General features: G+C 78.6%; 1 protein-coding gene. It reads right to left on the reverse strand.

Annotated features, from left to right (window positions below; translation table 11 throughout):
- Positions 1-543, reverse strand: a 543-nt coding sequence (locus tag AC5P09_RS52110; RefSeq protein WP_493880650.1) for a PfkB family carbohydrate kinase, incomplete at both ends; no start/stop codon positions are given.

The raw sequence follows: 543 nt of genomic DNA on the forward strand, positions 1-543 counted from the left end.
ACGCAGACGACCAGGCAGTCGCCGAGACGCCGGGCGGCCTGGAGCAGTCCGACGTGCCCGGCGTGCAGCAGGTCGAAACAGCCGCCCGCGGCGACGACCGTGCCGTGCGCCGCGCGGACGCGGGTGGCCAGGGCGAACGGATCGCCCGGGTCGCCTTCGGTGGCCGGAGCGTCCGTCTCCTCGCACGCGAGGGCGGCCGCACCGCCCGCGCCGACGAAGTCGCTCGCGGCGGCCACCGCGCCCTCGACCGCCTCGCCGACGAGCGCGCCGTCCGCGAGCAGCCCGGCCGCCGTCGCCGCGAACCGGTCGCCCGCGCCGCACGGGTCACCGACGTGCACGGTGGGCACCGGGACGAGCAGCGGGTGTTCCCCGTACGACAGCAGGGCTCCGCGCGCGCCGAGGGTCACGGTGACGGCGGCGACCCGCCAGTGCCGGACGAGTGCGGCGGCACCGCGGGCGGCACCGTGCAGGTCGCCGTCCGTCGCGCCGCGCTCCCCGGACAGCGCGTACGCCTCCTTCTCCGACGGCGAGACCAGCCGGGTG

It is taken from the genome of Streptomyces sp. a15 (assembly GCF_059026085.1).